This is a genomic window from Tahibacter sp. (assembly GCF_035481375.1).
GTDB lineage: Bacteria > Pseudomonadota > Gammaproteobacteria > Xanthomonadales > Rhodanobacteraceae > Tahibacter.
In genome coordinates this window covers 1-23370 of the sequence record NZ_DATIGT010000091.1, presented here as the reverse complement: position 1 = coordinate 23370, position 23370 = coordinate 1, and the positions used below count along the sequence as shown (strand labels likewise).

The 23370-nt window shown below is 68.4% G+C and carries 21 protein-coding genes; 9 read left to right on the top strand and 12 right to left on the bottom strand.

Translation table 11 applies throughout. From position 1 onward, the window contains the following. Nucleotides 1-4: 4 nt before the first annotated feature. From VLF18_RS05320 to VLF18_RS05310, 3 genes are read right to left on the bottom strand one after another with little or no spacing between them, the layout of a single operon-like run. Nucleotides 5-937, bottom strand: a complete 933-nt coding sequence (locus VLF18_RS05320; protein WP_325278574.1) for a tetratricopeptide repeat protein — start codon at nucleotides 935-937, stop codon at nucleotides 5-7. Further along, complete coding sequence (locus tag VLF18_RS05315) at nucleotides 934-1404, bottom strand: hypothetical protein (protein WP_325278573.1); 471 nt, start codon at nucleotides 1402-1404, stop codon at nucleotides 934-936. Before VLF18_RS05315 ends, VLF18_RS05320 begins: the two co-directional genes overlap by 4 nt. A 1-nt stretch (nucleotide 1405) precedes the next feature. Next, a complete protein-coding gene (locus VLF18_RS05310; protein WP_325278572.1) occupies nucleotides 1406-2758 on the bottom strand; it encodes an ATP-binding protein in 1353 nt (450 codons plus the stop codon). A 105-nt stretch (nucleotides 2759-2863) separates the two neighbouring features. Between VLF18_RS05310 and VLF18_RS05305 the strand changes: the two genes are divergently transcribed. The 3 genes from VLF18_RS05305 to VLF18_RS05295 all read left to right on the top strand — a co-directional run bounded on the left by VLF18_RS05305 (nucleotide 2864) and on the right by VLF18_RS05295 (nucleotide 6393). Next, nucleotides 2864-3502 carry a rhomboid family intramembrane serine protease gene (locus tag VLF18_RS05305; protein ID WP_325278571.1) on the top strand — a complete coding sequence of 213 codons (639 nt, stop codon included), beginning with the start codon at nucleotides 2864-2866 and terminating at the stop codon, nucleotides 3500-3502. A gap of 124 nt (nucleotides 3503-3626) precedes the next feature. Further along, a complete protein-coding gene (locus tag VLF18_RS05300) occupies nucleotides 3627-4226 on the top strand; it encodes a CDP-alcohol phosphatidyltransferase family protein (RefSeq protein WP_325278586.1) in 600 nt (199 codons plus the stop codon). 157 nt (nucleotides 4227-4383) lie between these two features. After that, complete coding sequence (locus tag VLF18_RS05295) at nucleotides 4384-6393, top strand: matrixin family metalloprotease (RefSeq protein WP_325278570.1); 2010 nt, start codon at nucleotides 4384-4386, stop codon at nucleotides 6391-6393. A 573-nt stretch (nucleotides 6394-6966) separates the two neighbouring features. Here VLF18_RS05295 and VLF18_RS05290 read toward each other — a convergent pair. Both VLF18_RS05290 and VLF18_RS05285 read right to left on the bottom strand, forming a co-directional pair. Beyond that, a complete protein-coding gene (locus VLF18_RS05290; protein ID WP_325278569.1) occupies nucleotides 6967-7500 on the bottom strand; it encodes a hypothetical protein in 534 nt (177 codons plus the stop codon). 11 nt (nucleotides 7501-7511) lie between these two features. Beyond that, nucleotides 7512-8075 (bottom strand): hypothetical protein, encoded by a 564-nt coding sequence (locus VLF18_RS05285; RefSeq protein WP_325278568.1) that lies wholly within the window; start codon nucleotides 8073-8075, stop codon nucleotides 7512-7514. Nucleotides 8076-8501: 426 nt separating this feature from the next. On the opposite strand from VLF18_RS05285, the gene VLF18_RS05280 reads away from it, so the two are divergent. Beyond that, nucleotides 8502-10280, top strand: coding sequence for an acyl-CoA dehydrogenase family protein (locus tag VLF18_RS05280; RefSeq protein ID WP_325278567.1), 1779 nt, complete (start codon nucleotides 8502-8504; stop codon nucleotides 10278-10280). A 60-nt stretch (nucleotides 10281-10340) separates the two neighbouring features. On the opposite strand, the gene VLF18_RS05275 is transcribed toward VLF18_RS05280, so the two are convergent. Together VLF18_RS05275 and VLF18_RS05270 are read right to left on the bottom strand one after the other, a co-directional pair. Beyond that, entirely contained in the window at nucleotides 10341-11564 is a 1224-nt protein-coding gene (locus VLF18_RS05275) for a pectin acetylesterase-family hydrolase (protein ID WP_325278566.1), read from the bottom strand. 257 nt (nucleotides 11565-11821) lie between these two features. Then, nucleotides 11822-12835 carry an NAD(P)-dependent alcohol dehydrogenase gene (locus VLF18_RS05270; protein WP_325278565.1) on the bottom strand — a complete coding sequence of 338 codons (1014 nt, stop codon included), beginning with the start codon at nucleotides 12833-12835 and terminating at the stop codon, nucleotides 11822-11824. Between the two features lie 135 nt (nucleotides 12836-12970). On the opposite strand from VLF18_RS05270, the gene VLF18_RS05265 reads away from it, so the two are divergent. Next, entirely contained in the window at nucleotides 12971-13876 is a 906-nt protein-coding gene (locus VLF18_RS05265; protein ID WP_325278564.1) for a LysR family transcriptional regulator, read from the top strand. A gap of 182 nt (nucleotides 13877-14058) precedes the next feature. Here the strand turns inward: VLF18_RS05265 and VLF18_RS05260 are convergent, their stop codons facing one another. Then, the gene (locus VLF18_RS05260) at nucleotides 14059-14427 is read right to left on the bottom strand and encodes a DUF952 domain-containing protein (protein WP_325278563.1); all 369 of its coding nucleotides are present in this window, start codon (nucleotides 14425-14427) and stop codon (nucleotides 14059-14061) included. Nucleotides 14428-14451: 24 nt separating this feature from the next. After that, nucleotides 14452-15933, bottom strand: a complete 1482-nt coding sequence (locus VLF18_RS05255) for an ATP-binding protein (protein WP_325278562.1) — start codon at nucleotides 15931-15933, stop codon at nucleotides 14452-14454. Nucleotides 15934-16091: 158 nt separating this feature from the next. On the opposite strand from VLF18_RS05255, the gene VLF18_RS05250 reads away from it, so the two are divergent. Continuing rightward, a complete protein-coding gene (locus tag VLF18_RS05250; RefSeq protein WP_325278561.1) occupies nucleotides 16092-16568 on the top strand; it encodes a DUF3011 domain-containing protein in 477 nt (158 codons plus the stop codon). A gap of 21 nt (nucleotides 16569-16589) precedes the next feature. Then, on the top strand, nucleotides 16590-17684 hold the full coding sequence (locus VLF18_RS05245; RefSeq protein WP_325278560.1) for a hypothetical protein: 1095 nt from the start codon (nucleotides 16590-16592) through the stop codon (nucleotides 17682-17684). 17 nt (nucleotides 17685-17701) lie between these two features. Here VLF18_RS05245 and VLF18_RS05240 read toward each other — a convergent pair whose 3' ends face one another. Next, the gene (locus VLF18_RS05240) at nucleotides 17702-18607 is read right to left on the bottom strand and encodes a GGDEF domain-containing protein (RefSeq protein ID WP_325278559.1); all 906 of its coding nucleotides are present in this window, start codon (nucleotides 18605-18607) and stop codon (nucleotides 17702-17704) included. A 181-nt stretch (nucleotides 18608-18788) separates the two neighbouring features. Continuing rightward, complete coding sequence (locus tag VLF18_RS05235) at nucleotides 18789-21035, bottom strand: hypothetical protein (RefSeq protein ID WP_325278558.1); 2247 nt, start codon at nucleotides 21033-21035, stop codon at nucleotides 18789-18791. 661 nt (nucleotides 21036-21696) lie between these two features. Here VLF18_RS05235 and VLF18_RS05230 point away from each other — a divergent pair. Next, complete coding sequence (locus VLF18_RS05230) at nucleotides 21697-22482, top strand: PhzF family phenazine biosynthesis protein (RefSeq protein ID WP_325278557.1); 786 nt, start codon at nucleotides 21697-21699, stop codon at nucleotides 22480-22482. A gap of 19 nt (nucleotides 22483-22501) precedes the next feature. Here VLF18_RS05230 and VLF18_RS05225 read toward each other — a convergent pair whose 3' ends face one another. Further along, entirely contained in the window at nucleotides 22502-22864 is a 363-nt protein-coding gene (locus tag VLF18_RS05225) for a GFA family protein (RefSeq protein ID WP_325278556.1), read from the bottom strand. A gap of 136 nt (nucleotides 22865-23000) precedes the next feature. On the opposite strand from VLF18_RS05225, the gene VLF18_RS05220 reads away from it, so the two are divergent. After that, the coding region (locus tag VLF18_RS05220) for a carboxypeptidase-like regulatory domain-containing protein (protein WP_325278555.1) at nucleotides 23001-23370 on the top strand (370 nt) is incomplete at its 3' end.

Sequence of the window (23370 nt, the reverse complement as noted above, 5' to 3'; positions counted from 1 at the left end):
GGCGTCAGAAGTCCGGTCGCAGTCGCACTTGCTCGAGTTCCTTGCGCAGCATGCGCTGGAACAGCGTCGGCGCGACCCAGCTGTAGACGCAGAACGCTATCCACGCGTAGCTGACGATTTGCGCGGCGGCTTCGTAGCCGAAGTCGGCGAGCATGAGCGACAGCAGGCGAACGCCGAGGTACATGCCGATCAGCAGCGCGATGGTCCGCGTGCCGCTGCCGCCGGCGATGAAGGCGTTGAAGCGAAACCAGAGGCCGAGCAGCAGACTGCGGCGCGCCTTGACGGCGCAGAGCAGTTCGAGCGCATTCTTGTCGTCCGGCGCGTTGCGCACGGCCCAGACCGCGTGCTCGTACGCGCTGTCGATGCGGCCGCTGCGCAGCTCGGTCCAGCCCAGCACGTTCAGTGCGCCATGATCGTCGGGCGACCGGCCCAGCACCTCTCGCGCAAGGCTTTCCGCGCGAGCCAGATCGTTCTGGCTCAGATGCCACAGCGCAAGCAGCGCATGATTGGACGTGTCGTCGGGATCGCGTTCGATCGCCGCGTCGATGCACTCCCGCGCCTCGCGCATGCGCCGCTCGTGCAGATACAGCTCGCCGAGCGCGTTGAACGGCATGTCGCTGTCCGGGTCGATAGCGGCGGCTTCGCGAAAACTCGCCTCGGCTTCGCGCAGGCGGCGGCGCGCGACATGCACCTTGCCGAGCGCGAGGTGCGCGAACGCGCTTTGCGGCCCCAGCGCGAGCGCCGCGCGCGCTTCGTGTTCGGCGGCCGCGAGCCGGCGGCGCTCGACAAGGCACAGGGCGAGCAGCGCATGCGCGGTCACGTTCTGCACGTCGAGGCTCAGCGCGCCCGTGAGGCTGTGAATCGCGCCGTCGAGGTTGCCCTGCAGCATCTGCTGCCGCGCGAGCGCGATCAGGGAAGAAGGATTGTCGACGTTCATCGCAGCACCAGTCCGAGCAGGCCGGATCCGAGCAGCGGACTGACCGTCGGCCGCACGATCGCGATGCCGAGCATCAGTACCACGACGCCGTTCTTGCTCTCGCCGCCGAAATGACTGAACAGCTCGAACGTGCGGGCCTGCAACATGAAGACGCCGTAAGTCGCCGACAGCATGACCGCGACCGCAACGAGGTAGAGATAGGGCAGTGCGCTCTTGTCGATCCAGCCCGCCTCCAACGCGGCGAACATCGTCAGCAGCGCGATCGCCTTTCCGCCGAGCGCCAGTGCGATCAGTGCGATTTCGCGTTTGAGCGTCGGACTGCCGAGTGCGAACCCATTCAGTACGAACCAGGCCAGACCGAACCAGGGCCCGATCAGCATCGTGCTCAGGAACGGCCACATCGGATCGGTCGCCGCCGACTGCAGCGCGCCGGGACGGGGTTCGTCGGGAAGGTGGTAGGTCGCCATGTCAGTTCTTTCCGTGCTTGCGGATGAACTCAAGCACCTCGTCGTACTGCCCGCTCTCGTTGGCGTAGCGCGCGTAGTTGCGCGCCGTCGTGAGCCACTCGAGCGTCGTCGGCCGGATCTGCGCGAGCGCGGCTTTCAGGTGTTCGGTGGCCAGCGGCACTTCGTCGCCGGCCGCGAGGCTCGCGTCGATCGCTTCGTCGGCCGCGCTGTCCACGAGGTGGCGCAGGTCCGCACCGGAAAAAGCCGAGGTCGTGCGCGCTAGCCCGGCGATGTCGATCGCGCCGGCGAGCGGCCGGTCGCGCAGCAGCGCGGTCAGGATTTCCTCGCGCGCGGCCTGGTCCGGCGGCGGCACGAACAGCACGCGATCGAAGCGACCGGGCCGCCGGAACGCCGGATCGATGGCCCAGGGCACGTTGGTCGCGCCGAGAATCAGCACACCCTGGTTGTTCTGCGCGAAGCCGTCGAGTTCCGCGAGGAACTGGCTGACGAGTTTCGCCGTGGTCGCTTCGCGCGAATATTCGCGCTTGGCGCCGAGCGCCTCGATCTCGTCGAAGAACATGACGGCCGGCGCGCTGCGCCGCGCATGCTCGAACAGCGCGTGCAGCTTGCGCTCGGATTCGCCCATCCACATGTCGAGCACGTCGTTTATCGCGACGTTGAAAAACTTCGCGCCGCATTCGCCGGCGGTCGCGCGTGCGAGCAGCGTCTTGCCGCAGCCCGGCGGGCCGTACAGCAGAATGCCGCCGCCGGCCTTGCGCCGGAAGCGTTCGAACAGCGAGGGTTTCTGAAACGGCGTGATGATGCGGCGCCGGATCTGCTGCTTGACCTCCGCGAGGCCGCCGACGTCCGCAAACGTGACGCGCTCGGTTTCCGGAGCAAGGCGGCGCACGACGTCATCCGGATCGACCTCGTCCGCCGCAATCGTCCGTTCCGCGCCGAAGCGGCGTGCCGCGTCGAGCGAGACGACCTTGCCGCGCAGCTCGGCACCGAGTCGTTCGTCCTCGAGCGTCGGATTGCGCTCGACTGCGCTGCGGTATTCGCGCTCCGCGTCGTCACGCCGATTCAACGCGAGCAATGCGCGCGCGCGCGCGAGCGCGGCGTCCGGCGTGTCGTCGCCGGCGAGTTGCAGCGCACGTTCGCTGTCGCCGTGCAGTCCGGCGAGACGGGAAAGCCGAAGGCGCAGTTCCGGCGGCAGGGCGAGCACCTGTTGCGCGGACAGTGCGTCCTGCACGCGGCGCGCGCGTGCATGATCGTTCGCGTCGGCGCAGGCGGCCAGCAACAGCTCGGCCAGCGGCTGGTTGTCAGGTGTCGCGGTCAGCGCGCGCTCGAGGCCGTCCAACTGATCGGTTTGCATGGGATCGTGAGCCTGCTGAAAGTCGCGAGCTTGCCAAGAGCTACCGGCCCGGACAAGCTTCGACTTTCCGTACGATTCCGCTTGCGCGCAAGCGCGGCGCGCCTCATGAGCCCACCCCTGGTCGTCGTCTGGCTGGTCATCGCCAATCTGGTCATGTTCGCGGCGCAGTGGGCGCTCGGCGATCGCATGGCGCTGTATTTCGCGCTGTGGCCGCCGGGCGAGCACGTCGTCGGCATGGCCGGCGCACGCACGATCGTCGCCGGGTTCCAGCCGCTGCAGCTCATCACCTACGGATTCCTGCACGGCGGCGTCGGCCACGTCGCGATCAACCTGACCGGCCTTCTGCTGTTCGGGCCGATGGTCGAGCGCTGCATGGGCGGCGGCCATTTCCTGTTCTATTACGCGTTCTGTCTTGTCAGCGCCGGCGTGTGCCAGTTGCTGCTCGGGCTCGGCGACGGTATCGGTGCGACCGTCGGCGCGTCGGGCGCGATCTACGGCGTGCTCGCGGCCGCCGCATTGCTGTATCCGGATCGAAAGGTGCTGCTCCTCCCGCTGCCCGGCGAACTCGAAGCGCGCACGCTGGCACTGCTGCTCGGCGGCCTCTCGGTGCTCCACGGCGTCACCGGCACGCAGGCCGGTACGGCGCATTTCGCGCATCTCGGCGGTATGGCCGGCGGATGGCTGCTCGTCCAGTACTGGCGCGGGCGTCTGCCGGTGAAGCCGCGTCGCCTGCTCGTTCCCTGAGCCTCCTGCCATCACCCCCAGCCCACGGCGTCCGTTGTAGCATCTGCCGGAAACCGGACGCGGCAGCGGCGCCGGCGCCGACCGATCAAGGAAGTTCGCCGTGAGTGAAAAAAACCACTTCTCCATGATTCGCGGTTTTCATCTGGCCGACTGGTTCACGCTGGCCAATGCCGCCTGCGGCATGGCCGCGGTGTTCGCGGCGATGGCGAGCATCGCGCCGGGCAGCAACGTGAGCCTGCTGCTCGCTGCCGCGTTCATCCCGGCGGCGTTCGTGTTCGACGTGCTCGACGGGCGCATCGCACGCTGGCGCCAGCAGCAGTCCGCGCTCGGCCGCGAACTCGATTCGCTCGCCGACGTGATCTCCTTCGGCGTCGCGCCCGCGGCGATCGGCTATGCCGCGGGCATGCGCGGCTTCTGGGACTGCGCCGTCCTCGGCTACTTCGTCTGCTGCGGCGTCAGCCGCCTCGCGCGCTACAACATCACGGCCGAAGCGCTGTCCTCGAACGAGTCGGGCAAGGTCAAGTATTTCGAAGGCACGCCGATCCCGACGAGCCTGCTGCTCGTCGTCCTCGTCGCCGTCGCCGCGTGGCAGGGCCGGATCGGCGACGCGCTCTGGTTCGGCGCCGTCGACGTCGGCCCCTGGACCCTGCATCCGCTCGTGCTGGTCTACGCCGTGTCGGGCTCGCTGATGATCAGCAAGACGCTGCGCATTCCGAAATTCTGACGCGATGCGCCCGATGCGGCGCTGACAGAAACGTCCCACCGCGTGCGAGAACTCGCACGCCGCTGCCACCTATGCGTGCCGGTACGCCGAAGCGACCGGCTCGTCGGGGCGGCGTGTCCGGCCCCGAGCGTCGTCAGGAGCTGAATAGGGAGGGAGCATGTCCGCACGGTCCGTTTTCCGCATTGTCTGCAGCGCGGTTGTCGCCTGCTGCACCATTTTCACCGTCATCGCCACCGCCACCGCCAGCCAGCTCGCGCCGCAGTCCGCCGACGAGCTGGCTTCGGCGCCGCGCATCGTCGTGGCCGATCTGGAATCGGCGCAGTCGCGCTGGAATCCGCAGCGCACGCTGATCGTCACCGACTACCGCTTCCGTCGCGTCGAGGCGCTGCGCGGCACCTTCGACGCCGCGTTCGTGCTGACCCAGGGCGGCGGCACGGTCGGCGACGAGACGCATCGTCTCAGCGACCTGCCGCTGTTTCGCACCGGCGCGCGCTATCTGCTGATCCTCAACGCCGCGGACAATCCCGTGTTCTCGTCGGTGCGCTACGGCGCGGCCGGTGCGCTCGAACTCGACGGGGCCGGCGAGCGCATCGTCGGCGGCGAACGCCTCGACGAATTCCGCGTGCGCGTGCGGCGCAGCGCCGTGCTCGACGACGCCGCGCTGCGGCCCGCCGCACACGGCAAGCACTACCCCGCGAGCGTCTGGCGTCCCGAGGAACAGCCCGTCGCGCTGCCGATGGATCGGCCCGCCGCCGCTGCGCCCGCGTTCGTTCCGCCGGAAAGCCGCGCGCTGCAGCACGCGGCGCTGCCGGGCCTGGTCGAGTCCGCGTCGCCGTTCGTGCCGCACTATCTCGTGCAGCGCTGGCCCGCGCCGACGATCACGTTCAACCAGCTGCCGCTCACCTGGGCGTGGTCGCCCTACGACCAGCATCAGATGGCGCACTGGAACCAGTACGGCGACATCTTCCGCGTGCTGCAGACCCCGACCGGCACCTGGGCCTGGACCAACGATCGCTACGACCTCGCGGGTTTTCCGAACGACACGAGCATGCAGAACCAGTTCGGCGCGCCCTGGGGCGCGACGACGCTCGCGATCTGCTACTCGCGCTGGTTCGGCAGCGGTCCCATCGTCGAATCCGACATCGCATTGAATCCGGCCTACGACTGGACGCTCGACGAAGCCTTCGGCACCGAAGACGCGTCTTCGCCGTGGAGCTTCCGCCAGTCGCTGTTGCACGAGCTCGGGCACTCCTGGGGCCTGCAGCATCCCTGGGAAACGCAGAACGTGTTCTGGCCCTCGACGATGAACTATGGCCCGAAATGGGCGCGCGACCCGGCGCTGCACAGCGACGACACGGCGGCGATCCGCGCCGTGTATCCGGGCATCGCGCAGCACGACGGCAGCCTCGCGATGTACCGCACGACCGACAGCAGCACGAGCAACCACGCGACCTACACGCCGAGCGCCACGACGTTCGCCAGCTATACGCACGGCCAGAACCTCGGTTTCACCGGCGCGATCACGCTGCAGAACCTCGGCACGACGAACCTCGTCAACCCGGCGGTCGACGTGTACCTGACCGCCGCGCGCATGCGTTACGAAAACCTCGTGTACCTCGGCCGCAGCAACTACACGACGACGGTCGCGCCGTTTCCGGGCAGCATTTCGCTGCTGAACCTCGGCAGCTATTTCGTCGCCAGCTCGGTGCCGACCGGCCTGTATTTCCCGGTCGTCTATCTTGCCGCGAGCGGCGGCACCGACGCGCACACCGGCAACAACGCCGCGTGGGGCGTGCATGAACTGCCCGTGAGGATCAACAACGCGATCACCGCGCTGGCGCCGGCCGCGACGACGCAGTACACCGGCACCGGGCGCATCGGCCCGAGCGGCGACTGGCGCTACAGCCTCGCGGCGCAGGCGGGCTACCTGTACACGTTCTCGACCTGCGGCCTCGCCGCATTCGATACCGTGATCGAAGTGCGCGGCGCGTTTCCGACCGTCGCCGCCGACGACTCCTGCGGCGCGCAGACGCAGCTCAGCTGGCGCAGTGCCGCGAACCAGAACGTCACGGTCGTCGTGCGCGGCTACGACAGCGCGGCGCAGGGCGCGTTCCAGCTCGCCTACGGCGGCAGCAACGACCAGGTGTTCCGCAGCGGGTTCCAATGACGCGAGACCGGCAGCGGGCGGTTCGCCTCCGCGCTGCCCGACCTTCCGGCGCCGTGCGAGGTTTCATGCACACTGCGCACGTGTGAATTCGTACGTCTCGTCGCGTCGTCCGCTCGCCGGAGGTCCACGTCGCACGCGAATCCGATCTCGTGCGCCGCGGCCGCCTGACCGCGCGCGACCGCAGCCGCGTCGTCGGCGCGATCGACAATGTGCGTAACGAGTGCCCGAGCGAGATCGCCGCCGACGCGCCCGCGGCGGCGGTGCCGCAGCTGACGAACGCGCTGGTGCTGCGTCCGGAAATCCCGTGGACATGGCGCGGGTACCAGCTCGTGACGCGCTCGGTGCTGTCGGCACGGTGCCGATCGCGAGCAGCCGGACGGACTACGCAACCGGCTAGGCTTTCCGATCGGATGGCATGCGTCGACCTGGCCCGCCGGCGCGCCGTTCTGGGCCGATCTGCTCAACCGCCTCGGCAACATGCGCGCGGCGTTGAAGTCGGACGATGACAGCAAAGACGATGGCGCTTCGGCGTGGCGCGGGCGTCGGCGTTGCGGGACGCGAGTCGGCAACGCGTCAGTCCCCGAACCCGTTCTCGAAGATCGTGTCGTCGATGTACGCGATGCGCATGCCGCAGAGTTCCAGCGACGACGAGGCGTCGGCGAGCAGCACCGACAGCTCGGTCGCGTAGCTGACGTTGTCGACCGTGATGTCGAGTTCGGGGCTCTGCCGGATCGTGTAGCCCGCGCTCGTGTTGCTCGTGAACGTCGCGTCCTCGATGCCCGTGCCTTCGCCGCCGTGGCGGAACAGCCGGAACGTCAGGTCCTTGGCGCTCGTATCGTAAAAATACGCGCGGACGAACCGGATGCGGCTCGCGTGCGGCAGCTGGACCGGATAGACGAACTCGGTGACGCCGCTGCCGCGCGAGATGCAGCCTGCGCCGCCGTAGTTCGTGTTCACGGCGCTGTCGCGCGGGCGGAACGAGGTGCCGGCGACATTCAGATAGTTCAGGCCCTGCGCCGCCGCGGACGACGCGACGACCAGCAGCGCGGCGGCCGATGCCGCTGCAGCGCGGCGAAGACGACGATACAGCAGGCGATAGCGACTCATCGCGTCGGCTCCTACGGCGTGTACTGGATGCGCACGCCGCAGAAGCGCAGGTTCGTGCTCGTCGAGTTGATGACGACGACCATGGAGTAGGAGTGCGTCATCGGCGTGATCGTCACGGCGATCTGCGGACTCAGGGTCGAGGCATAGCCGGTACTCGTGTTCGTCGTGAAGCTCGTATGCTCGGTGCTGTCGCCGGCGCCGTCGAAGTCCGTGAAATGCGTGGCGATGTTGGCCGAGACGCCGTCGTTGTAATAGTACGTGCGCACATAGTTGACGACGGCGCCGTTGGGCAGCTGCACGTCGGCCGTGAAGATGGCGCCGGTATCCGACGAGCGTATGCAGCCCGCGGTTGCGAAGATCGAATCCGTGGTCGCGTGTCGCGCCACGAAACTCGAACCCGCGATGCGCAGGTAGCGATTCGTGCCGAGACCGTCGACTGCGTCGGGCCCGGACGTGTCGTCGAGGTAGGGGCCGTTGCCCGGCGTCGGCGGCGACAGTTCGGAGGCTGCCGCCGCAGCGCCCGCCGTTGCCGCGACCAGCGCGAACAGCAGGGTTCGAAATTCGAATCGGATCATGTCGTGTTCCCGCAGTGCTCAGGCGCCGCCACTCTACTTCCAAAGCGGCGGCCAGGATTCGGCCGGCGCCCCGGGGAAATCACCCAGGCCGCGCCGATCGCCACGGACCCGCCGTGCCAACCAACGTCGCACTGCGGTCGTTGCGAACAGACTGCGCTCCGGTGCGCGTGCCGCGCAGTCGTTCTGCGTCGGCGACCGCGCCGTTCCCGCCGTGCCGACGTCTGCGAAAAAAACTGCGTACGGAAACCCTGTGCGTTCGCCGCGAAGAATCCGCGGTGCGCGGCGACGGATCCGGACACGCCGCGTGATGCGCTGCAGCAGCGCGGGTAATCACAATCCATCCAAGCGCTCAACCCACTAATCTTCTTGCGCGGCGCAGCGCGCGCGGCCGACACTGCGCGCCATCGCACTGCGCCAGGAGCCGCCATGGAAGCCACGACCACGCCCGCCGCCGCAGCCGCCGGCACCGATACGCTGCGACGCGACCAGAGCGTCGCGAAGAATCTGTTCTTCGGCGAGATCGTCGAAGAGAACCTGTTCCCGTATCCGCAGATGCGCGATCGCGATCGCGAGATGCTCGGCGCGATGCTCGACGCGATCGACGGCTTCCTCGCGCCGCAGCACGCCGATCTCAAGCACTTCGACCGCAACGCCGAACAGCCGCCGGAGTTCATCCAGGCGCTGCGCGACATGGGCCTGTTCGGCCTGATCATTCCCGAGGAATTCGGCGGGCTCGGCCTCTCCAACGCGGCCTATGCGCGCGTGCTCACGCAGACCAGTTCGCACGATTCGTCGGTCTCGCTGACGATCGGCGCGCACAGCTCCATCGGCATGAAGGGACTGCTGCTGTTCGGCACCGATGCGCAGAAGGCGCGCTACCTGCCGAAACTCGCGAGCGGCGAGATGATCGCCGCATTCTGCCTGACCGAGGCCGGCGCCGGTTCCGACGCGGCGTCGGTGCGCACGAAGGCGACGCGCAACGACGACGGTTCGTGGACGCTGAGCGGCGAGAAGATCTGGATCACGAACGGCGGCATCGCCGACTTCTACACGGTGTTCGCGAAGACCGACACGCCCGAAGGCAAGATGACCGCGTTCATCGTCGAGGCGAAGCAGGCCGGCGTCAGTCACGGACCGCACGAAGACAAGATGGGCATCCGCGCGTCGAGCACGACGACGGTCGCTTTCAGCGACGTGAACGTGCCGGCGGATCAGGTGCTCGGCGACGTCGGCAAGGGCTTCAAGGTCGCGATGGCGATCTTGAACAACGGCCGCACGGGTCTCGGCGGCGGCGCGGTCGGCGGCATGAAGACGCTGATCAAACTGGCCTGCGCCCAGGCGAACGAGCGCAGGCAGTTCGGCCGGCCGATCGCCGATTTCGGGCTCGTGCGCGAGAAGATCGCGCAGATGACGATCGACTGCTTCGCGGCCGAGAGCGCGGTCTGGATGGTCGCGCACTACATCGATTCGGGCTGCAGCGACTACTCGGTCGAAGCGGCCATCAGCAAGGTGTTCGCGAGCGAGGCCGTGCAGCGCGCGAGCTACGAGGCGCTGCAGATCGCCGGGGGCAACGGCTTCATGCGCGAATTTCCGTACGAGCAGATCACGCGCGATACGCGGATCCTGTCGATCTTCGAAGGCACGAACGAAATCCTGCGCCTGTACATCGCGCTGTCCGGGCTCAAGGACGTCGGCGCGACCCTGAGCGAACTGAAGTCGGCGGTCGGCAACATCTTCAACGATCCGATCAAGGGCTTCGGCGTGCTCAGCACCTACGTGCGCCGCAAGGCCAGCGAAACCACGGGCTACGGCACCGACAGGATCCTGCGCGAACTGCATCCGAGTCTGCGCAAGGCGGCCACGACGTACGAGAAGTACACGATCGAACTCAGCAAGGCCGCCGATGCGCTGCTGCGCCAGTACGGCAAGACGATCGCCGACCAGCAGCATGCGCAGAAGCGCATCGCCGACATCGCGATCGACCTGTTCGTCGGCCTCTGCGTGCTGTCGCGCGCGGACAGCCTCGTGCGCGCCGGGCATGCCGACAGCGACAGCGCGATCACGATCGCCGACGCGTTCACGCGCCAGGCCCGCCGCCGCCTGCGCCGCAACGTGCGCGGAATGGCGATCAACGAGGACAAGTCCGTCGAGACCCTGGCCCAGACCATTCTCGACAAGGGCGCGGTGACCTGGGACGTGGTCTGACGCTGTCCGCCGGCACGTCGCCGCGACGCCTCGTTGCGGCGACGCGCGCGGCCGTCGCGGCTACGGGCACGGCGGATTGCCGAGCACGATGCGTCGCGGCGTCTCGTCGCGCCAGAATTCGCCGAGCAGGTCGCGGTACCGGTTGCCGTCCGTACCGGCGTTGAACCGGTTCGTCGCAGTCAGCGTGTGATAGCTGACGCCGCTGCTGAACAGCCATGGCGCGGCGTCCAGCGCTTCGGTCATCGCGCAGCGCCACGCCTCGCGTGCCGGATCGTCGGGCTGTTCGAGCTTCAGGCGCGCAATCGCGACACTGTCCAACGTGCTGTTCTGCAGGAGTACCTTGAGCCCGAGTCCCTCGGTCGGCGACGTCAGGTAGGCGTAGTCGATGGACAGGAACGTGCACAGCGACGGATGGCGCTCGATCTCGCCTTCGCAGAAGGTATCGAACGATGCGCGCCAGAACTTCCAGTTCTGCAGCGCCACCTTGTCGGCCGAGGTGACCTCGCTGTTGCCGATGTAGTGTCCCGGCACGTTCCATCCGTCGAGCGCGAACGCGCCGTCGAGCACGAAGCGCAGACCGTCGGCGGCATGCGTCGCCGGCAGCAGCGTCGTCATGGCCTGCGCATTCGCCGCCAGTCCGAATCCGCCCGCGGAGGTGCCGACGAACAGCACGCGCTGGCTGCCGTCGTCGCGCAGTCCATGGTCGCGGCGCAGCGATTCGATCGCTGCCTGCGCGTTCGCGCGGCCGGAGAAATACCAGCCGCAGCCGCCCTCGTCCGTGCACTGTGGTGTCGCCGAGGTGATGCGGCGTCGCGACGTGGCTCCGGTCCACTGGTCGCTGGAGCAGTAGTGGAGCTGCACCATGTTCGCCGCATGGAAGTCCGGGTTCACGTCGTCGCGCGGATTGAGCACGCCGCCGCGCGTCGCGCGCGTCCACTCGCCGTTGCCGACCGGCGACGTCGTCGTCAGACGCTCGCCGCGCTGCGCGCAGGACAGGGTCAGATCGTCGCAGCTGCCGCCGCCCTCGAACAGAATCACCCACGCGTTCGAACCGCTCGGCGAGGGACGGAACGCATAACCGGCCGGCGTACCGTCGTTGCAGCGCGCATCCGTCCAGCGGCCGTCGATCTCGGCCGGCTTGACCGTGAGCCAGCAGTCGAGCTCACCCGGCGTGCACGGTTCCGGCGGCGGTTCCGCCGCTCCGCCGTTCCCGTCGGCGCGTCCGGTGCCGGGCACGGCGGCCAGCAGACACAGTGCAGCAAACCCCACTACGGTCGCATTCATCGTCGTTCCTTGGTCAGCACCCGCGTCCCAGTGACGCGAGTGACGGTCCGCAAACGAGCTGGAAAGCGCCGCGTTGACCGGCCCGCGCGCAGGTCGCTCACGGGAAAGCTGGAAAAGTGCGGTGGTTCACAAAATCAGCCGCTGTCGTCCGGCGAAGGAATCGGATTGCGGTGCCGAAGAAGCCGTGCCGCGAGCGCTTTCCTCCGCCACGGGTGCTTCGAATCGGAATCACCGCGATGCCGATTCGGGGGACGACCTCAATTCACTGCGATCACGACCTTGCCGAAGTGGCTGCCGCTGTCGAGATACTCGTACGCCGCGCGGGCCTGCTCGAACGGAAACACGCGATCGACGACGGGCTTGATCCGGTGCAGCGCGACGAAGCGCGCGAGGTCTTCGAGCATCGCGAGGCTGCCGACGTAGATGCCGGTGACATGCTTCGCGCCGCGGATCATCTGGAACGGATCGAGCTCGCTGCCCCAGCCCGACACGCCGCCGACGATCGCGACCGTGCCGCCCATGCGCGTGGCCTGCAGCGATTTCTTCAGCGTGCCCGCGCCGCCGACTTCGACGACGACTTCCACGCCTTCGCCGCCGGTCGCGCGCAGCACGTCCTCGTGCCAGTCCGGCGTCGTCGTGTAGTTGATCGTCGCGTCCGCGCCGAGCGCGCGGGCGCGTTCGAGCTTCGTGTCGCTCGAGGACGTGATCACCGCGTGCAGGCCCGCGGCCTTGGCGAGCTGCAGGCCCCAGATCGACACGCCGCCGGTGCCGAGCAGCAGCACGCTGTCGCCGGGCCGGGCCTTGCCCTCGACGAACACCGAGTTCCAGGCCGTGACGCCGGCGCAGGTCAGCGTCGCGGCTTCGGTGTAGTCCAGGTGATCCGGCACCTTGAACAGCGAATCCTGCGAGACGACGATTTCCTGCGCGAGCGCGCCGTCGATGAGGCCGCCGAAGGCGTTGCGGGATTTTTCCGGCGTCTGGCGGCCTTCGATCCACGATTCGAAGAATGTCGTCGCGACGCGGTCGCCGACCTTGAACCGCGTGACCTTGTCGCCGATCTCGACCACGTCGCCGGCGCCGTCGGAAGCCGGCACGACCGGCGTCTCGTTGCCGCCGTTGTAGTCGCCGCGGATCACCATGAGGTCGCGGTAGTTGAGCGCGACGGCGCGGATGCGCACGCGCACCTCGTGCGGGCCGGGTGCGGGCAGGGTGCGCTCGACCGGCACGATGCCGTCGAACTGTTTGCCGGGATGGACGTGATAGGCCTTCATGACGTGCTCCAGTGAGGAAGTTTCCGGCGGCGGCGGAATGCCGCTGTCGATGGCTGTGCACGATATAGGTTCTCCGCTGTCGTCAGTGGAGAGATTCGGTACTATCTGTGTATCCCTGCAGGAACCAATGGCGCCATGAACGACAGGCTCGCCGGTATCGATACCTTCGTCCAGGCGGTCGACTCGGGCAGCTTCGCGCTGGCCGCCGAGCGGCTCGGCCTGACCCGTTCGGCCGTCGGCAAGACGATCGCGCGGCTCGAACGGCGGCTCGGCACGCGGCTGTTCCAGCGCACGACGCGGCAGCAGAGCCTGACCGAGGACGGACAGGCCTATTACGAGCGCTGCGTGCGCGCACTGGCTGAACTCGATGCCGCCGAGGCTGCGTTCGACAGCGGCCGGCGCGAACCCGCCGGCCGCCTGCGCGTCAGCGCGCCACTGCTGTTCGGACGCCAGTGCGTCGCGCCGGTGCTGATGGCGCTGGCGCGTGCGCATCCGCGGCTGCAGGTCGAAATGTCCTTCAGCGACCGCGTCGTGGACCTGGTCGAAGAAGGCTTCGACCTCGCCGTGCGCATCGGCCCGCTGCGCGACAGCGCGACGCTCGCGGCGCGGCGCCTCGGCTCGCAGGCGATGGGCGTCTGCGCGTCGCCGTCCTACATCGCCGAGCGCGGCATGCCGCGCAGCCTCGACGATTTCCGCACGCATTCCGCCATCGTCTACGGCCTCAACGGATCGTCGGCGCAATGGCGCATCCGCGACGCCGACGGCGCGCTGCGCGAACCGGTCATCGCGAGCCGCCTGCGCTTTGACGACGTGCTGGCCATCGCCGACGCCGCGGTCGCCGGTCACGGCCTCGCCTGGCTGCCGTGCTGGCTCATCGGTCCGCGCCTGCGCAGCGGCGAACTCACGCTCGTCACGAGCAGCCAGAACACGGTTGCGAGCGAAGTCCACGCCGTGTGGCCGCAGTCGCGCTATCTGCCGTCCAAGACGCGCACCGCGATCGATGCACTCGTCGCGGAAGTGCCCGGGATGCTCGGACCGTGAGCGCCGCACGTCGCAAGCTCCGACGTAGGGCGCAATAAGCAAAGCGCATTGCGCCAAGTCCGTTCCAGCCTCGCCCTGCCGATCGTCGCCGCAATGCGAGGTGTCGACGCGTTCGATTGCCGGCGCAACGCGAGATCCCGGTGCGTTGAGAATACGGCGCAATGCGCTTCGCTTAGTGCGCCCTACGATCGGCTCTTCGGCATTTCCGCCCCTGACAATGCGGGAAACACGTGGTTGCCGGCGACGTCGAGCGGCAGTGGCCGGACCCAGCGCACCGACGCGGTCGACAGCGGCGCGTACAGGTGCGGAAACAGCGCGCCGCCGCGCGACGGCTCGTATTTCAGTGCGTCGCCGAGCGCTTCGGCGTCGACCGCGACGAGCAGCAGGCCGGCCTGGCCGTTGAAATGAAGCGCCGCCGTCTGTCGCGCTTGTTCGGATGTGGACAAATGTATGAATCCGTCACGCGTATCGACCTCGCTGCCCGCGAACGCGCCGGTTCGCTCGGCGTCCTCCCACTGTGACGCGGCGACGATCTTGTAGACGGTAGTCATGGCGCGGGTTCCAGCTACGGACGATCAATGCTCCAGCGCGGGCAGCGCCCGGCGAAGGTCCTCGATGGTGACCGGCTTGGTCAAATGCAGGTTGCAGCCGGCGTCGATCGCGCGGCGTTCGTCGGAATCGGTCGAATAGCCGGTCAACGCCGCGACCATGACGCCGTCGAGATCCGGATTGCGGCGGATCTCGCGCGCGACCGCGTAGCCGTCCATGCCGGGCAGGCCGATGTCGAGCAGGATCACGTCGGGCAGCATCTCGCGCGCGCGTTCGAGGCCGGTTTCGCCGTCATAGGCCACGTCGCAGGCATATCCCTCCAGCGTCAGCATGGTCTGCAGCGTGACCGCCGCATCGCGGTTGTCGTCGATGATCAGCACGCTCACCGTGTCGACCGCGCCGACCAGGCCGCCGCGGAACAGCGGCAGCGTCACCGTGAACGTGCTGCCGCAGCCGCGTCCCGCACTCTCGACGGCGATCTTGCCGTGATGCATCTCGACGAGCTGCTTGGCGATCGCGAGCCCGAGGCCGAGGCCGCCCTCCGAGCGGTCGAGCGCGCGCTTGTCCTGCGTGAACAGATCGAAGATGCGCGGCAGCAGATCCGATGGAATGCCGACGCCGGTGTCGCTGACGCGCAGGCGCGACTGGCCCTCGTGCGAATCCAGCTCGACCGTGATCGTGCCGCCGGCCGGCGTGTACTTGCAGGCATTGCTGAGGAGGTTCGTGAATACCTGGATCAGACGCGTGCGGTCGCCGCGGACCACCGGATCGTCGTCGCAGCGGACATCGAGCCCGTGCTGCTTGTTCGCGACGGACGGGCGAACCGTTTCGATGGCCGCGTCCAGCACCGGTTTCAGCCGCACGCGGCGGCGTTCCAGCCGTACGAGGCCGCGCGAGATCCGACTGACGTCCAGCAGGTCGTCGACGAGCGCACTCATGTGCCGCGACTGCCGGTCGATGACGTCCCAGGCCCAGGCAGCCGTCTGCGGATCGGCGTGCCGATGGCGCACCACGGCGACGGCGTTGCGGATCGGGGCGAGCGGATTGCGCAGTTCGTGGGCGAGCATCGCGACGAACTCGCCCATGATCCGCGCATCGGCTTCGATGCGCTCCACGCGCTGCCGCTCGGTGAGGTCGCGCGTCACCTTCGCGAAGCCGCGCAGCACGCCGTCGTCGTCGAACAGCGCGGTGATCACGACGTTCGCCCAGAATCGCGAGCCGTCCTTGCGGATCCGCCAGCCTTCGTCCTCGAAGCGGCCCAGGCGCGTCGCCTCGGCCAGCTCGGTCTGCGGCCAGCCCGAGCGGATCGCTTCCTCGGGGTAGAAGCGCGAGAAGTGGTGGCCGATGATCTCGCCGGCCTTGTAGCCCTTGATGTGCTCGGCCCCGGTATTCCAGCTGACGACGATGCCCGCTGGATCGAGGCCGAAGATCGCGTAGTCCTTGACCCGATCGACGAGCAGCCGAAACAGCTCGTCCTTGTCGCCGGAAGTGTGCGTTCTGATTGTCATGGCCCTGACCCGATGTATCTACAACGACTTACGATAGCCAGCGTGCGGAAACAGTGAAGGCCGGGCGCCGTGCGACGCCGTCGGGACGGACGCGATGGCCCTCGCGGCGCGCGGATCGCGTAGGGTAGGCGGCGCGCGGCGCGCCGCCGGAGAACGAGATGCTCAAAGCCATTGCGACCCTCCTGCTGCTGTTCGCGGCGGCGGATACCGCCCGCGGCGGCGAGGTCACCTGCGAATCGCGCGACAACCGGCGCGCACACTGCCGCGTCCCCGGCGACGGCCCGGTTCGCGTCGATTTCGTGCTCAGCGACGCGCCCTGCATCGAAAACCGCAGCTGGTGGCGCACGTCGACGGGCATTGAAGTGGACGACGGATGCCGCGCGATCTTTTCCACGACGGCGGAGGAGCCCGAGCCGCCGAATCGCAACACCTACATCGATCTCGTCGGCACCGACGCCGTCACCGCACGAGCGACGCTGATCGAGCGCGGCTATGCACTGATCCGCACGCGCGACGGCGACGGTGAACAACTGCACTACTTCCGCACGCCGGGCCGGCCCGCCTGCCTGCGCGCCCGCGAACGCGGCGGCACCTATCGCGATCTCGATGGAACGGATGCCGGCGAGTGCCGGTGATCGCACCGGACGGGAAATACCATGGCCTTCAGATATGTCGCACTACGCATGGCAGCGGCGCTGTTCGGCGCGATCGCGTCGGCACCGCTCGCCGCGCGCGCCGCAGACCTTGCGGCGCCGGCGATTGCGGCCGCCGGCACGACCCACAACCGCGCCCAGGTCCTCGACTGGATCGACGACACGCGCTTCGCGCTCGGACGCTGGGACGGCACGGTGTCCGTCTTTCGCGTTCCCCGCGCCGGCGAATCCGGACCGGTCGTCGAGCAGGCCTGGGCCGCGGCGTCGGGGCGCGGCATCGAGATGCTCACGACGATCGACGCGCGCGTCGTCGTCGTTTCCGACGGGCCGGACCGTCTCGCGCTCTGGAAGCAGGGCAGGGACGGGCGCTTCGCCCCCGCAGGTACGCAGCGTCATGCGCCGGAAGTCGGCACCGCCAACAGCGGCGCCGCGCTGCGCATCGACGGCGAGGACTGGTTCGTCAGCGGCCACGAGAACGGCCACGTGCTGATCTGGAAACGGCACAGCGATACGCGGCTTGCGCTCGTGAAATCCGTCGACCTGCATTCGGCGAACCCAATCGCTGCGCCGTATCCGCTCAAAAACATCCGCGACCTCGTGCGCTGGCGCGACCGCTATCTGATCGCGGCGTCCGAGGACGGCGATCTCGTCGCACTGGAAATTCCGGGCGGCCGCGAGATTTTCCGCCGGCGCTACAACGCCGAAGCGAAGCGCGGCATCAACGACGTCGCCGTGCTCGGCGACTGGCTGCTCGTCGCGAACTGCGCGGTCGGCGCAGGCGACCGGAATCTCTGGCTGTTCGATCTTGCGGGCGGCGCACCGCAGCTGCGCGATGCCGCGAACCTCGCGCTCGACACGCAGCGCTCGCAGGTCTTCAATTTCGAGGTCGAACTCGTCGGCTCGCCGGCGCAGCCGGCGTTCTTCAGCAGCACCGAGGAAGGGCTGCTCTGGCGCGGCACTGTCGACGACGGAAGGATCGTCGTGTCCGGCGTGACGAAGGTCGCGCCCGACGGCGGCGCGGTACTCGACAAGGCGCCGTCGTCCGACACGCTGGCCGCGGCGGCGTATCAGATCCTGCTGTTCAAGCCGACGCCGTAGCCGGCGCCGCGGACGCATCAGGCGCCGGCCTCTTCGAGCGACGTGCAGACGCGATTCCGGCCGAGCGCCTTGGCGCGATACAGCTGCCGGTCGGCGTCGTGCATGAGATCGGCGACGCTGTCGTAGCGCGATCCCCATTCGACGATGCCGATGCTCGCGGTGACCGCGATCAGATCCGTGCTCGTCGGCGTCTGATGCGCGGCGATGCTGCGGCGCAGCTGTTCCGCGCGGGCACGCGCAAGGTGCAGCGGCGTGTGCGGCAGCAGCAGCGCGAACTCCTCGCCGCCGAGCCGTCCGGCGGCTTCGTGCTCGCCGAGCTGCACGCGCAGCAGCAGCGCGATCGCGCGCAGCACCTCGTCGCCGGTGCAGTGGCCGAAGGTGTCGTTGACGCGCTTGAAGTGATCGAGGTCGACGAACAGCACGCACAGCGGAATCCGGCTCGCGCGCGCGTCGGCGCAGGCGGTGTCGAGCAGGTCGCGGAAATGCCGGCGGTTCGGCAGCTGCGTCAACGCATCGATCGTCGCGAGGCGATTGAGGCCGGAGTGGTAGCGCGCTTCGAGCGTGCCGTTGCGGATCAGCCGGAACACGGTGTTGCCGACGGTCAGATAGTCGCCGGCCTTCAGCTCGGCCTCGGTGACGAACTGGTCGTTGACGCAGGTCTTGTTCGTCGAGCCGAGATCGCGCACCCAGTAGCGGCCGCTCTCGGACCACGCCATGCAGTGGCGGCGCGATGCCGAGCGGTCGGTGATGCGGAAATTGCAGTCGCTGCCGCGCCCGATCGTCGTCGGCGCGGCGCCGATCCGGATCCGGTGCCCGAAGCGTTCGCCGTGCACGACCATGAGCACGGCGCCGTCGGCCGACGCCTCGAAGATTTCGGCGATGCGCCCGCGACGCGTGGTCTTCGACTCGGTGGAGGTACTCATGGGGCGAACGTCGTGAGGATGCGGCAGCGGCGGGGGCGGGCAGGACTTCGGATCGAAAACGACGATGCAGGCGAATGCCGAACATGTCCCGGGCGCGCAGTGCGGCGGACAGCGCGCGCTGCGCGCCGCGGCGAGACGGTTTCCGCGGCAAAGAGCCCGGCATGCCGGGCTCTCCTGCGTCTCAGGGCGTCACGCGGCCGATCACCGTGCTGTAGCCGTTGCTGGCGTTGCAGAACGGCAGCGCCATCCAGAAGCTCTGGCCGTCGACGGGGTCGACGTCGACCGTGGTGTAGTCGACCGCTTCGGCCGGCGTCTCCCCGCAGGTGCCCTGGCCGGCCTGCAGCAGCGCGCTGCGTTCCAGCGTCAGGTTCGCGCGCCACAGCGAATAGCGCGCTTCCGGAAACAGCGGGCTCAGAGTTTCGAACGGATAGCGGCCGTAGCCGAACAGCATGTCGCCGCTCGCGTTCACCGCCATCGACGGCGCTTCGTAGCTGATCGTGTCGGTCGGCGCGTCGTCGAGCGAACGCAGGCCGAAATGATCCTCGACGTAGCCGTCGGCGGCGTTCGTGCTCGCGATCAGGCCGTTGCCGGCGATCTGCAGCGGCACGCGCACGAGCCGCACGCTGCGGCGCGTGCGGTCGCCGACGGTTTCGGCGATCGTGCGCTGCGCAAAGTATAGAAAGCCATTGCGATACGTCGCTGCCGGCAGGTTGCTCAGGCCGCCCTCGATCGCGACCGACGTCGTCTGCGCGACGCCCTTGGTCCAGGCGTCGGGGCCCGACGGCAGGGCGAGGATCTTCAGCGTGCTGCCGGAACCGTCGAGCAGCAGCGTCTTGCCGGCGCCGTCGTCGAAATGGCGCACCGGAATCGCGCGGATCGAACCGGCGAGGTCGCCGGAGTAGTACTGCGTATACGCCGGATGGCGATCGCCGAGGCGCAGGTCCGACATGTCGAGCATGGTGGCCACGGGCGTGATCGTGTCGTTGGATTCGCGGCCGACGCCGCCGACGACGACGCGGTCGCCGTTGATCGTCATCCACGGGAAGTCGCGATAGATGTTGTCGGTGATCATGTACTGGTGGAATCCGTCGCGCGGATCCGACGTGCGCGACACGGCGAGCGCGATCAGGCGGCGCTGGGCGCCGCAGTAGTTCATCGTGTCGACGGGATCGCCGTTGGCGTTGGTGTAGCGCAGGCAGTTGCCGCCGCTCGTCGTCACCCACACGGGATGGCGCGAGTTCGCGACGACGAAGAACCGCCGCGACGCCGCATCGTAGTGCACGCGCGTGTCGTAGAAGCTCGTCAGGCAGAACCGGTTGCCGTTCGTCGCCGGAAACGCGGCCGAGTCGCAGCGGTCGTCGTAGCCGAGGAAGTTGTTGACGTTGCTGTCGTTGAAGCTGCCGTCGGCGTTCTGCTTCTGCAGGAAGCCGCCGAAGAATGCCGTCGACGACATCGATGTCGGAAACCCGCCCTTGCCCGCGAGCAGGTTGCCGTCGCGATCGAGGAAACGCAGCGTGCCGGTGTCCGAGGCGATCAGGAAATCGTGGCCGGCCGCGACCATCGAATCGACCGCGCGGCCGGTGTTGGCCATGAAGCGTTCGTTCCAGATCGGCGCCATGCGGAACGGCGTGTCGCTGTTGTCGGCGGGGCGCCGGCCCGACGCGATGCGTGCGAGTTCGTCGGTGAGCATCGCCGCTTCGAGCGGCAGGTCGGGACTCGCTTCGGGTTCGTCGCGCGCCGCGACGAACGGCGGCAGGCTGATTGTCAGCGGTCCCCAGTAGCGCGAGATGAGCTTGCTCGAACGATAGCCGGCCGGCCCCTCGTAGGCGTCGAGGTCGCGCGACTTGCCGATCGTGTAGCGGCCGTCGCGAAACCAGGTCACGACGCGGTCGGCTGCGCTGATGTCGATCTCGACGATGTCCTGCACGGTCTGATCGGACGGCAAGGCCACGCCGAGCGGCAGCTGGATCGTGGCAAGCGCCTGCGGCTGGCCGACGCTGACGCTCGCGTCGTCGTACCAGGTATAGACGTTGCCGGTGCTGTTGAATGCCATGCCGACGATGTCGGCCGTCGTGCGGCCCGCGGGCAGCGTGAAGTTCTGCGCCGCCTGGTATGCGTCGAGATCCTTGGAATGGCCGATCGACCAGGTGCCGTCGGCGTACCACGCATGGACGCGGTCGTTCGTGTCGACCGCGACGCCGACGATGTCGGACGGCTGACGGCCGCTCGGCAGACTGTACGTGGCGGCCTTGCGGTGGAGCTCGAAATCGGCGAGCGATCCGGACGTGACGCTGCGGTCGTCGTGCCAGGCATAGACGTGGTTGTCGGACTTGGCCATGCCGATCGCGACGACTTTTGCCTGTGCGGCCAGCGGCGACGCGAGCAATGCCGCGGCCAGCAGGGCCGGGCGCGCTATGAAACGGGACATGCAGTGTTCTCCTGTGCGAATGGGAATGCCGGATCGTCGATGCAATCGGTCATTCCGGCCGAGCGCGTCCGCGCCGGCGGTTCGCCAGCGGAAAACAGGAGCGGAGCGGCAGGAAACGACGGTGATCTGCGTCTCGGGACTGAACGACGGTCCGCCGCGAAACCGAACGGTGACATTGGCGCGTCGTTGCTATGTCCACAAAGCGGAAGATCCGCCGGCAGTCGCCGTGCGTACGAAACGGACTGTGCGTGGGCTGGCTTGTACGCATGCACGACGCGACGCCCGATACGACCGACAGGCCGCTGCTGATTCCCGATCTCGACGAGACGCTCGTCCATCGCGAGACGCCGCGCGCGGGCCCGATCTGCGCCGCGTCCAGAAGCGGCGCTGGCGGCAGCGGTTCGACAGGGAATCGGGAACGGGGAGTCGGGAATCGTAGTTGCGGTGAGCCGCGGGCGAACCGCAACGGCGAGGCGATCCCGCGGCGAAGACCCGTGCCGAAGGAAACGCGGTTTCGAGATGCCTGCGCCGCGCCCGCCGCGCTCCTGCGACTCCCGATTCCTGCCTCGCGGCACGAGCACTCCGCTGCCGATTGGCCCTCGACGTTCGCCCGGCTTTGCGTTCAACCTCGCGGTCGGACTTCCGGGGCGACGGTGATCACGTGCAGGCGCGGATCTTTCAGCTCGACAGCTTCACGACGCAGCGTTTTCTCGGCAATCCGGCGGCCGTCGTGCTGCTCGACGCGTTTCCGCCGGAGGCGGTGATGCGCGCGATCGCCGCGGAGAACAATCTCGCCGAGACGGCTTTCCTCGTGCCCGACGGCACCGATTTCCGCCTGCGGTGGTTCACGCCCGTCGTCGAAGTGCCGCTGTGCGGGCACGCCACGCTCGCGAGCGCGGCGGTCGTGATGGAACGGCTGGAGCCGGGGCGCGGGCGCGTCGTGTTCCAGTCGGCGAGCGGGGCGCTGCCGGTGACGCGCACGCGCGAGGGCTACTGCCTGAATTTTCCGGCGCGGCCGTCGCAACCGATCGCGACTCCCGAGGCGCTGTCCGCGGCGCTCGGCGCCGTTCCGTGCGAGGTGCTCGTCAATCCGTTCAACTACCTCGCCGTGCTCGAGGACGAAGCGCTGCTGCGCGCGCTCGCGCCGGACATGGCGCGTGTCGCGGCGCTCGATCGCCCCGGCCTCATCGTCACGACGCGCGGCAGCGGCGACCACGATTTCGTCAGCCGCTATTTCGCGCCGGCAAAAGGCGTTCCCGAAGATCCGGTTACCGGCGGCGCGCACTGCTCGCTCGCGCCGTACTGGGCGCAGCGTCTCGGCCGCCAGGTGTTCCGCGCGTATCAGGCGTCGCCGCGCGGCGGCGAACTCGTGTGCCGCGTCGCCGGCGATCGGGTCGAACTCGAAGGTTCCTGTGTGTTCTATCTCGAGGGCATGATCGCGTTCTGACGGGTGCGCGCCGTCGCGCTCATTCCATCGCCGCGCCGACGGTCTGCCGAACCGGGATGCCCTCGGGGTCGAAATCGTCCAGGCAATGGACGTTGATGCCGTAGTGATCGGGCGTCACGCGCTTGCGGTGAAACGGATAGATGCCGCAGACCTTGCAGAAGTAGTGGCGCGCGGTGCGCGTGTGAAACCGGTACTCGGCCAGCGCGCCGGCGCCGTCGAGCAGTTCGAAACGGCTCTCGTGCACCTTGACCATCAGCGCGTTCCTGCGCCGGCAGATCGAGCAGTCGCAGGTGGTCAACTCGGGAAAATCCGTGACGATGGCGAAGCGCACGGCGCCGCAGTGGCAGGAACCTTCGTAGCGTCGTGCGGACCGCTGGACCATGACGTGCTCCGGGGTGTCGCGAAGCGGCGAGCATGCCATGCCGACACGTCGTCGGGCGCGCGACGCTGCGCGCGGGCACGCGGCGACCGGCAGCCGGTTCTGCTACGGTTCGCCGATCCGCCGACCGGAGATTCGCATGGACACGATCGTCGCCCCGGGTATCCAGGGCACCATCATCGACACGCAGTCGCACAAGCCGATCGGCGACGTCGTCGTCACCGTGACGAGTCCGGCGCTCGTCGGCGAACTGACGACGGTCAGCGACGGCGGCGGCAACTACGGCTTTTCCGCGTTGCCGGCCGGCGAGTATCTGGTCCGCACCGAGGCCGACGGCCATCACGCGTATTCGCGCGGCCGCATCAACGCGAAACCCGACACGGCGAGCGCGAGGCCGGCAGCGAGCAGCAGACGCAGGCCCGTCATGGCGCGCGGTCGTCTCCGAGCGCCAGCGAAAAGAACCGCGTGCCGGGCAGCCAGGCCTTGCCGTAAGGCGGAATTTCGACGAA